11 protein-coding genes are annotated in these 8,517 nt (G+C 69.5%); 3 read left to right on the top strand and 8 right to left on the bottom strand.

Annotated elements, in window-relative coordinates; genetic code table 11:
* The 3 genes from ACIBJF_RS50445 to ACIBJF_RS50435 all read right to left on the bottom strand — a co-directional run.
* Window positions 1–250, bottom strand: a 250-nt coding sequence (locus ACIBJF_RS50445; protein WP_399184626.1) for a DUF4331 family protein, incomplete at its 3' end; no start/stop codon positions are given.
* 51 nt (window positions 251–301) lie between these two features.
* The gene (locus tag ACIBJF_RS50440; RefSeq protein ID WP_399184625.1) at window positions 302–1,630 is read right to left on the bottom strand and encodes a Dyp-type peroxidase; all 1,329 of its coding nucleotides are present in this window, start codon (window positions 1,628–1,630) and stop codon (window positions 302–304) included.
* A gap of 109 nt (window positions 1,631–1,739) precedes the next feature.
* Window positions 1,740–2,366 carry a hypothetical protein gene (locus tag ACIBJF_RS50435; RefSeq protein WP_399184624.1) on the bottom strand — a complete coding sequence of 209 codons (627 nt, stop codon included), beginning with the start codon at window positions 2,364–2,366 and terminating at the stop codon, window positions 1,740–1,742.
* On the opposite strand from ACIBJF_RS50435, the gene ACIBJF_RS50430 reads away from it, so the two are divergent.
* Together ACIBJF_RS50430 and ACIBJF_RS50425 are read left to right on the top strand one after the other, a co-directional pair.
* Window positions 2,365–2,886 carry an alpha/beta fold hydrolase gene (locus ACIBJF_RS50430; protein WP_399184623.1) on the top strand — a complete coding sequence of 174 codons (522 nt, stop codon included), beginning with the start codon at window positions 2,365–2,367 and terminating at the stop codon, window positions 2,884–2,886. The two genes, ACIBJF_RS50435 and ACIBJF_RS50430, sit on opposite strands and share 2 nt — an antisense overlap.
* Window positions 2,807–3,097: a DUF1330 domain-containing protein gene (locus ACIBJF_RS50425; RefSeq protein ID WP_399184622.1), complete on the top strand. Its 291-nt coding sequence runs from the start codon at window positions 2,807–2,809 to the stop codon at window positions 3,095–3,097. The genes ACIBJF_RS50430 and ACIBJF_RS50425 overlap by 80 nt, the downstream gene beginning before the upstream one ends.
* Before the next feature lie 445 nt (window positions 3,098–3,542).
* Here ACIBJF_RS50425 and ACIBJF_RS50420 read toward each other — a convergent pair whose 3' ends face one another.
* Window positions 3,543–3,893, bottom strand: coding sequence for a DoxX family protein (locus ACIBJF_RS50420; protein WP_399184621.1), 351 nt, complete (start codon window positions 3,891–3,893; stop codon window positions 3,543–3,545).
* 84 nt (window positions 3,894–3,977) lie between these two features.
* Window positions 3,978–4,268 (bottom strand): pirin-like C-terminal cupin domain-containing protein, encoded by a 291-nt coding sequence (locus tag ACIBJF_RS50415; RefSeq protein WP_399184620.1) that lies wholly within the window; start codon window positions 4,266–4,268, stop codon window positions 3,978–3,980.
* Here ACIBJF_RS50415 and ACIBJF_RS50410 point away from each other — a divergent pair.
* A complete protein-coding gene (locus ACIBJF_RS50410) occupies window positions 4,261–4,434 on the top strand; it encodes a hypothetical protein (RefSeq protein ID WP_399184619.1) in 174 nt (57 codons plus the stop codon). The genes ACIBJF_RS50415 and ACIBJF_RS50410 overlap by 8 nt on opposite strands.
* Window positions 4,435–5,302: 868 nt before the next feature.
* Here the strand turns inward: ACIBJF_RS50410 and ACIBJF_RS50405 are convergent.
* From ACIBJF_RS50405 to ACIBJF_RS50395, 3 genes are all read right to left on the bottom strand, one after another.
* Window positions 5,303–5,845, bottom strand: coding sequence for a TetR/AcrR family transcriptional regulator (locus tag ACIBJF_RS50405; protein WP_399184618.1), 543 nt, complete (start codon window positions 5,843–5,845; stop codon window positions 5,303–5,305).
* Window positions 5,846–6,003: 158 nt separating this feature from the next.
* Window positions 6,004–7,515: an MFS transporter gene (locus ACIBJF_RS50400; RefSeq protein WP_399184617.1), complete on the bottom strand. Its 1,512-nt coding sequence runs from the start codon at window positions 7,513–7,515 to the stop codon at window positions 6,004–6,006.
* 44 nt (window positions 7,516–7,559) lie between these two features.
* On the bottom strand, window positions 7,560–8,517 hold a 958-nt coding region (locus ACIBJF_RS50395), incomplete at its 5' end, for an NAD(P)/FAD-dependent oxidoreductase (RefSeq protein WP_399184616.1).

Below are 8,517 nucleotides of genomic sequence, written 5' to 3'. Positions count from 1 at the left end.
AGTCGAACAGGTACTCGTCCTCGCCGACGTGGAAGGTCGCAGCGGCGCCCTCGGCCACGGACGTGATGGGCCGGACACGGAAGCGGTGGGTGATCGCGTCGGAGAACAGGGCCGTGGGGGCCGAGGCCGGCAGCACGTTGAGGACGAGCACCAGGTTCCCCGGCCGCTCCGGGCTCGGGAAGGCATAGACGTCGCAGATGTCGGAGGCGGGGTCGGCTATGACGCGCGGCCCGGAGAAGTGGTCAGCCATGAGAAACGTTCCTTGTCGTGTTGCGCGCGGGCAGAGGTCAGCGGGCAGAGGTCAGGTGTCGAGGTCGGCGATCCAGCGCAGCGCCGACAGCCCGGGCATGAAGCAGTACTCGCCGCCCCGGTTGACGACGAACGGCGGCAGGCCCTTGAAGCGGCGGCGGATCGGCTCGCGCGGGATGGTGAACTGGCCGTCCTCGTTCCCGCCGATCAGCGGATCCTTCTCCTCGGGGGCCCCGATGAACTTGCCGTCGTTCAGCCACTGCCGCTGCACGAACTCGAACTGCCGCGCGAGGTGGGCTCCGACGAAGGCGAACATGATGCCGCGGTCGGCGCCGTCGTCCTCCAGCACACCCTTGGGCAGCGGCGGACCATAGGTCGTGCCGCGCCTGATCATGCGGTGCAGGCGCACCTCACCGGTGACGACCGCGTCCCGCGGGTTCATCCGGCGGGCGTGGGAACCCACGGGGCACTTCAGGCCCTGCGGGTCGTCGCCGTACATGAAGTCGTTGTTGCGCGCGGGATCGGCACCGAGTTCCGGATCGTCCTTGTCCGGCGTCAGTGCCAGCGGGGCGCCACTGGGCCAGCGGCCGACGAACTTGGCCGCGATCAGCTCCTCGTCCGCGCGGTCCTTGGCGCGGTCACGGATGTACTGACGGAACTCCGCCACCCGCGTGTGCAGCTTGCGGAAGACCACATACGTCCCGTTGCGGCCGAGCACCTCGGGCTGCGGAACCGGTTCGATGCCGCCGGTCTCGTCCTCGTACCCGAGGACGAACTCGCCTGCCTTGAGCGGGACTTCCCGAGGGTTGGTGCCGGGAATCCCGGTGCCCTCGATCGCCGGCTGACCGATGCTGTCGCGGAAGCCGAACGGTTCCTTCTCGTCCGGTCCGACGTGCACGTCCTGCTGCCAGATGGGGACCACCCCCGGCAGGTCGCGCAGGGCGTCCCGGGCCAGGAGGACGATCGTCTCCAGACGGGCGTCGTCCGGGGCGAGGGCGGCCAGGATGACGTGCACGTCCTCCGACCCCAGCGGGCCTTCCCAGTTCTCCGGCGCACCGTCCCCGACATCGCCGAGTTCGTCCGCCCGCGCGGCCATGCCCTCCTGGAACTCGGGCGGGAAGGTGGCCAGCGACTCCTCGGGCACGCCCAGGGCCTTCAGACCCTGGAAGCTGAGCGCCACCGCGAGCGACACCTGACGCTGAGAGTCGAACGAGGCGACCGAGTCGAGGACGGGGGTGAGCCGCCGCAGCAGCTCCCGTCCCTGCCGCCGGTCGTCGATGCGCAGGGCGAGATAGGAGCCCGCGTAGGGCGTCGGGCGCGGCTCCAGAGCGGCTGCCTGGATGTCGTCGAGTTCTAGGGCGCTGCCCTTGACCGTCGTCATGATGCCTTCCAGAACTGTGTAGCGAGGGCGCGGTCCTCACGCCCGGTGGGGTTCCTGGGAGGGGGTGGGAGGTGCCACCCCCTCCCAGGGGTGTGGGGGTGGGCCGGTGTCAGCTGGCGGCCTGGGCGAGGAGGGGCTTGAGGGCGGGGTGGGCGAGGGCTTCCTCGGCGGCGGGGTTGTCCAGGACCTCCTGGAAGGCGGCGTCGAGCTTCTGGGCCTTGACGACCTGCGGCATGGTGAGGGTGCCCAGGGGGTTGAAGTAGGAGGCGGCCTGCTCCTGGCCGTCCTGGAGGATCTTCTTCAGGCCGGCGGTGGACTTGCGGACGTTCTCCTCGAAGTCCGGGTTGTCGGTGTTCTTGGAGAGCGCCTCCAGACCGCCGGCCTCCTCGACCCAGGCGAACAGCACGTCCCACTCGACGGTGTGCTGCATCCAGTCCGCGAAGTGCTCGAAGCCCACGGTCAGGATCGCGTCGTCGACGTAGGGGTCCCACTCGGTCTCGAAGGTGGTGGCCCACAGCAGCATCTTGCCCTCGTCGAAGATCACGTGCCGGGTGTCCCGCAGACCCGTCTTGATGGTCTCCGCCGGGTCCTGACGGCGCAGCTCCTCCACGAACCGCTGGCAGGCCGCCCGCAGCTCCTCCTGGTGCCCCGGCTTGACGTGGAAGTAGGCAGCCAGCTCGGAGACGACACCGTCCGTGCGGCCCTTGCCGGACTTCTTGGTGAGCGTAGCGGTCATGATTTCCTCCAGGAGACCGTGTGCGCGAAATGCTGTGGCATTTACGACATCTACGGACAGTCAGGGGATCTGCGTTTTCGCGACCCCTTGTGTGAGACAGATTGACTCACAACCAGCCTATGAGTCAACTTGTCTCACTGTGACCTGGGTCACACCAGGACGTGCGTTGGAGGCATTCTTCCGGTCCGGCGTGCACAGTCGGGCGACGCTGCCCGCCGTCCCGGGCGACGGCGGAGGCAAGACTCGCTGGACCCGCCCTGGCTGGACCACTACAGACACGGCGGCCGACGTGCATGCCGTCGTCACCCAGTTGGGCCCGCGCCGCCCCGCCATCGTCGGCTGCAGCATGGGCGCGACAATCGCCCTCCAGTACGCCCTCGACCATCCAAAGGACCTCAGCCCTCTCGTTGTCCGGACCTTGTTCCGATCTGGAGGACGAAGTGACTGCTTACGTGACTGCTGCCGTCCAGGTGACGGGAAAGACCGAGGAGTTGGGCGAGTACCGCGCCAAGGTGGTTGACACGCTCAAGCCGTACGGTGGCCGGTACCTGTCACGTGGCGAGCCCGTCGAAGTCTTGGCGGGAAGCTGGGACCCAGGACAGATCGTGTTGATGGAATTTCCCGATGTGGAGTCGGCGCAGGCCTGGAACGGCTCTGCCGCATGCCAGGAGATCGCCCAGCTGCGCATCCGCAACACCGACACCGAACGGCTGATCGTCGAGAGCGTATGAAGGACCGGCGGGTTGAGCCGTTGCCCTCCTGAAACAATCCTTGCAGATGTCAATGGCTCCGCCCGGCGCAGGACGAGTGGCAAGGCCGGAATCAGTGACCGCGGCGCCATGTTCAGGGCTCCGGATCCGGGACTGCTCCGGCTGCACATCTCGCTGCGCGCGGTGGGCAGGACGGTCACTGCCCGCGGTGCAGGCCTTGCAGCATGGCGGCCGCACAGCGGCTCACGGGCGACCTGGGGGCCGACCTCGTGGCGCGCGCGGCGGAGCTCGAAGCGCTCCAGCGGCGCGCGCGGCAGGAGCGCTCGCACCGCTGATGCATCCTCTGAACCCACGGCGGGCGCGCAAGGCTCGGGCTTGCCAGGTGCCGATCGCAGCGCGTTCGACCGCGGCAGGCTGTGCCGCCCGGCCGGGTGAAGGCCGATGGACTGTGGGGTGGGGGTGGCGCTCAGGAACTGGCAATGCGCGTGATCACTACGGCTGCGGCCAGCATCGCGAAGAGCAGGGCCGGGACGAGTGACCTGGGTGCGTCCTTGATGCTCAGATGCGCGCGCACAGCGCCGGCGCACAGCAGCAGTCCGCCGGCGGCCGCCACGCCTAGCGGCCAATACCACAAGCCGACGACGACCCCGACGGCTCCCGCCAGCTCCAGCAGACCGATGGCCCGGAAGGCGGTGGTCGAGTAACCCATGCGATCGGCATCGGCGGCCGCGGAGGGCTGCGTGAGAGCTTTCGGGAGTCCGGCCGCGGCAAAGCCGAGGGCCAGCAGGGCGGAAAGGATCACGGTCGTCGTGAACATTGGATACCTCACGTTAGGGGCGGTGCCCCGCCATATCTGCGGGCACACGGTCTGGGCAGCCGCGGGTGCGGGGATGTTCCCGTGTCAGCGGTACTGCAGGCGGGCCTGGTTCGGGATGTCGCCGAACCTGCCGCCGTGGAAGTCACGGAATGCCTGCTCGATCTCGCTCGCGCTGTTCATCACGAACGGGCCCCCCGTCACGACGGGCTGACCGATCGGCTCACCGCTGTAGACCATGACCACGCTGGGCTCGTCGCCGTCGGCGGTCTCGAGCGTGATGGTCGAGGGCGAAGGCTGGGGAAGGGGGTCGGACCAGGCGATCGCCCCTGCGCGCACGTGACGCCCAGCGGCCGTCACCATGTATGCGGTGATCACGCCAGAAGGACGCACGGCCTTGGAGCACGCGGCCCCCGGCCATGCGCAGGAGGTGCGGCGCCTTTTCGTCGACCGTCTCACGGCAGAGCAGATCGACCATCTCGCCGAGATCTCCAACGCCCTCCTTGCCCACTTGCGGACGGATCGGCCAGTTGTCGGCGACTGATCCCGCGACGGGTTTCGCGCTGACGGAGGGTGGGCCGAGCGCGTCCGGGCGTGTCGGCAGCGAGCTCCTGCGCTTCTCCCTGGTGACGCCGCCCTGCCGGCTCCACAGATGGGGCGTGGGACAGGACGGTTCGTCTCCGTACGGCTAGCGCATGCACCGGCTACCGGCCGTGGGGCTGGTCAGTGCCTTCGGCCTGCTCGTCGGAGAGGGCGCGCTGCGCAGCGGGCACCCGGTGGCAGTGGCGGGCTGCCTGGTCGTCACCGCGCTGGCCGCGGGGCTGATCAGCCTGCGGGGCCCCATCCGCTCGGTGCCGGCATGCAAGTGCTGCTCGGCGCCGTCGTCGGCAGCGGCATTTCCCTACCTGGTCCGTGGTGGCAGCCGCCGCTCGCGCTGCTGTCCGGAACACTCCTGCTCACCGTCCTGTCTACAAGCCCGCGACTGTGGCGCCGTCACCGGATCGAGTACGGCGCCCTGCGCGCCGTGTACAGCGCCGCCGCCCGAGCACTGGCGGCCGCATCCTGGACACCACCCTGGCCGCGGCCATCGTGCTGGCGGCGAACTTCCTGGTGTGGTCCGACTCCGCAAACAGCTGGGCCTCCGCCCGGACCGAGGCCGCCCTGGGGGCGGTCCGCCGGTACCGCGACCTGGCGCAGAGCGCGACCCCCCGCCGAGCGTCAGGCGCTGCGCCGCACCGCCTACCACGGCCTGGCCGACGCGCGGCGAGCCGCCGCTCAGGCCCGCGCGGAGCCCACCCGCCCAAGTCGCCGTCTTCCGGACTGGGAGGAAACCATCACCGTCGCCGAACGGGTCTGCGACGCGGTCACCGCCCAGGTCCTGGCCGGCCGACAGGCAGGTCGGCCGGCTCCGCCTACGACCAGGCCCGCAGAGCGGCGTCCACGACGATCTCCACCGTGTCACGCCCGAGGCGGTTCGAGGCGACGAAGCGCTCGAAGAACAGGGGACCCACGGTGGCCATGGCAAATGTCTCGGGGGTGACGTCGGGCCGGAGCTGGCCACGCTCGACCGCCGCGGCGACAGCGGGACGCATAGCATCGGCGATCTGGTTCATCAGAGTCTGCCGGAGGTGACGCATGCCCTCGTCGTTCCGCGAGCCGCCGATGACCGCGACAAGAACGGCACCAGTGTGCTCATCGTCCAGGCGCTCGGCGAGGACGCCCAGGTTGTGGATGAGCTCGGCTCGCGGATCGTGGCCCGAGGCGGCACGAATCTCCTCGGGCACCGGGGGCAGTGGGGGCATGCCGGCCTCAAGCGCGGCCAGGCGGAGGTCGAGAAGGCCGGGCCAGTGCCGGTAGACGGTGGCTCTGCCGACGCCGGCACGGGTGGCGACCGCCTGGTGCGTCACGACCTCCAGCCCGCTCTCTGTGAGCAACTTGGCGGCAGCAGCGGCCATGGCCGCACGGCTGCGCAACAAACGCGGATCAGTTCTGAGCTGCAACTTACTCGACCCCTTCTGTGTGAAAATAAACTTTTGGAGCGCACTATGAGTCATTCTGTCTCAGAGTGGAGGGAGAAGGAAGCCGGAAGTGCGTACGGCCCCCGCGGCGTTTGTCACATGTGAACGACAGGTGCGGCGTTTTCGTCGTGCTTGGGCACACCGCGGCGGTAGAGCAGGGCGGTCACGACGAGGCCGATGAGGAAGAAGCCTGCCGACCACCAGTAGGCGGTGGAGTAGCCCTCGAGGCCGGCCTGGGCCAGGACGCCGGGGTCCTTGGGGTTGCGGCCGGAGAGGTAGTTGGTGGCGGCGTCGGAGGCCATCGTGCTGAGCAGGGCGACGCCGATGGACCCGCCGACCTGCTGGACCGTGTTGACGGCGGCGGACGCCGCTCCGGCGTCGGCGGCGGCCACGCCGGAGGTGGCCAGGCTCATCGCGGGCGCGACCACCGTGCCCAGTCCGATGCCGACGAGCACCAGCTGGGGCAGTACCTGCGTCAGGTATCCGCTGTTCATGTCCAGCGTGGTCATCCACACCATGCCGGCGGCCGCGATGGCCATGCCCAGCGGTACCACCGGCTTGGGGCCTATGCGCGGTACCACGACATTGTTGGCGACCGCGGAGGCGGACGACGACGCCACGATCATGGGCAGGAAGGCGAAGCCCGTCTTCAGGGCGCTGTAGCCGAGGTTCTGCTGCAGGTAGTAGGTCAGGAACAGGAACACGCCGAACATGCCTGCGCCGCTGACGAAGAGGGCGGCGAAGGATGCGCCGCGGTTACGGTCCGTCAGGACCCGCAGGGGCAGCAGCGGATACGCCGCCTTGCTCTGCCACCAGACGAAGAGGCTCACCAGGACGGTGCCGGCCGCGAGCATGCCCCAGGTCGCCGGCGAGCCCCAGCCGTGCGTCTCGGCGTTCGAGAACCCGTAGACCAGGCAGAACAGGCCCGCGGAGACCAGCAGGGTGCCGGGGACATCGAGCTTCGCGGACGTGTTGCGCGGGGTGCGGTGCAGCAGGGCTACGCCGCCGACGAACGCCACCACCGCGAAGACCACGTTGACGTACATGGTCCAGCGCCAGTTCAGGTACTCGGTCAGCACCCCACCGAGGATCAGGCCGACGGCTCCGCCCGCACCGGAGACCGAGCCCGCGACGGTGAAGGCCTTGGCCCGCTCACGCGGCTCGGTGAAGGTGGTCATCAGGAGCGACATCGCGGACGGGGCCATCAGGGCAGCGAACACACCCTGCACCGCGCGCGCGGCGACGAGCATGCCGAAACCGTTCGCCACGCCTCCCACCATGGAAGCGACCGCGAAGCCGCCCACACCCACCAGGAAGATCACCTTCTGCCCGACCAGGTCCGCGATCCGGCCGCCGAGCAGCAGCAGGCTGCCGAAGGCCAGCGCGTAGGCGGTGACCACCCACTGCCGCTCGGCGTCCGAGAAGCCGAGGTCGTGCTGGGCGGACGGCAGGGCGATGTTCACGATGGTGCCGTCGAGCACGCCCATCAGCATGGACAGGGAAATGACGCCCAGGATCCACCAGCGGCGCTGGTGCGACGGGTCGACAGGCACCTTCTCGGGTGCGGTCTCAGCGCCGCGCGCGGCGGCGATGGCGTTCTGGGACATGGGACAGCCCTCCAGACAAGGACGAAGACAAAGGGGGAAAGGAATCAGGTACGGCTGCGGGACGGCGTGGCCGCTTCGGTGAACGGGTCGCGCGGATGCTCCAGTTCGACGAGGCCGACGGTGTCCCGCTTCAGGAGCGAAGCCAGGAACCAGTCCACGAACACGCGTATCTTGCGGTTCAGCGTCGGCACACGGCTGCCGTGGTAGAGGCGGTGGAACCACCAGGCCGGGCGGCCCTTGAGCTTGACCTTGCCGAAGAGGATCGCGACGCCCTTGTGGAGGCCGAGGCCGGCCACCGCGCCGAGGTTCTTGTGCCGGTACTCCTTCGCCGGACGGCCGCGCAGAGCCGCGATCACGTTGTCGGCGAGAACCGGGGCCTGGCGTACGGCGTGCTGGGCGTTGGGCGGGCACCATGCGCCCGCTTCGCCGGCCAGGTCGGGGACCTGGGCGTTGTCGCCCGCGGCCCACACGTGGTCGAGGCCCGTGACCTGGAGGGTGGGCCGGGTGTCGACGTGGCCGCGTGGGCCGAGCGGCAGGCCGAAGTGGGCCAGGGCCGGGTTGGGGCGTACGCCGGCGGTCCACACGATCGTGGAGGCGTCCGTCTCGACACCGTTCGTCAGGACCACGTGCTGGTCGACGCAGGACTCCATGGAGGTCTCGAGGTGGACCGCGATGCCGCGCGCCCGAAGCTTCTCCGTGGTCCAGACACCGAGGTCCGCACCCATCTCGGGCAGGATGCGACCGGCGGCCTCGACCAGGATGAAGCGCATGTCGTCCCTGCTGACGTTGCGGTAGGTCCGGGCGGCGTCGCGGGCCATGTCCTCGACCTCCGCGATGGTCTCCACCCCGGCGAAGCCTCCCCCTACGAAGACGAAGGTCAGGGCCTTACGCTTCACCGCCTCGTCCGTGGTGGAGTCGGCACGGTCCAGCTGGGCCAGGACGTGGTTGCGCAGGCTGACGGCCTCCTCGACCGACTTCATGCCGATGGCGTGCTCGGCCAGG

The sequence above is a fragment of the Streptomyces sp. NPDC050743 genome (assembly GCF_044456925.1).
Lineage (GTDB): Bacteria > Actinomycetota > Actinomycetes > Streptomycetales > Streptomycetaceae > Streptomyces.
This window is presented reverse-complemented; position numbering and strand designations above follow the sequence as displayed.

Bases quoted from the DNA above. Each gene is read 5' to 3' on its own strand.
- ACIBJF_RS50420 (WP_399184621.1), bottom strand. From the start codon at position 3,893: ATGTTCACGACGACCGTGATCCTTTCCGCCCTGCTGGCCCTCGGCTTT.
- ACIBJF_RS50400 (WP_399184617.1), bottom strand. From the start codon at position 7,515: ATGTCCCAGAACGCCATCGCCGCCGCGCGCGGCGCTGAGACCGCACCC.
- ACIBJF_RS50440 (WP_399184625.1), bottom strand. From the start codon at position 1,630: ATGACGACGGTCAAGGGCAGCGCCCTAGAACTCGACGACATCCAGGCA.
- ACIBJF_RS50435 (WP_399184624.1), bottom strand. From the start codon at position 2,366: ATGACCGCTACGCTCACCAAGAAGTCCGGCAAGGGCCGCACGGACGGT.
- ACIBJF_RS50430 (WP_399184623.1), top strand. From the start codon at position 2,365: ATGATTTCCTCCAGGAGACCGTGTGCGCGAAATGCTGTGGCATTTACG.
- ACIBJF_RS50405 (WP_399184618.1), bottom strand. From the start codon at position 5,845: ATGGCCGCTGCTGCCGCCAAGTTGCTCACAGAGAGCGGGCTGGAGGTC.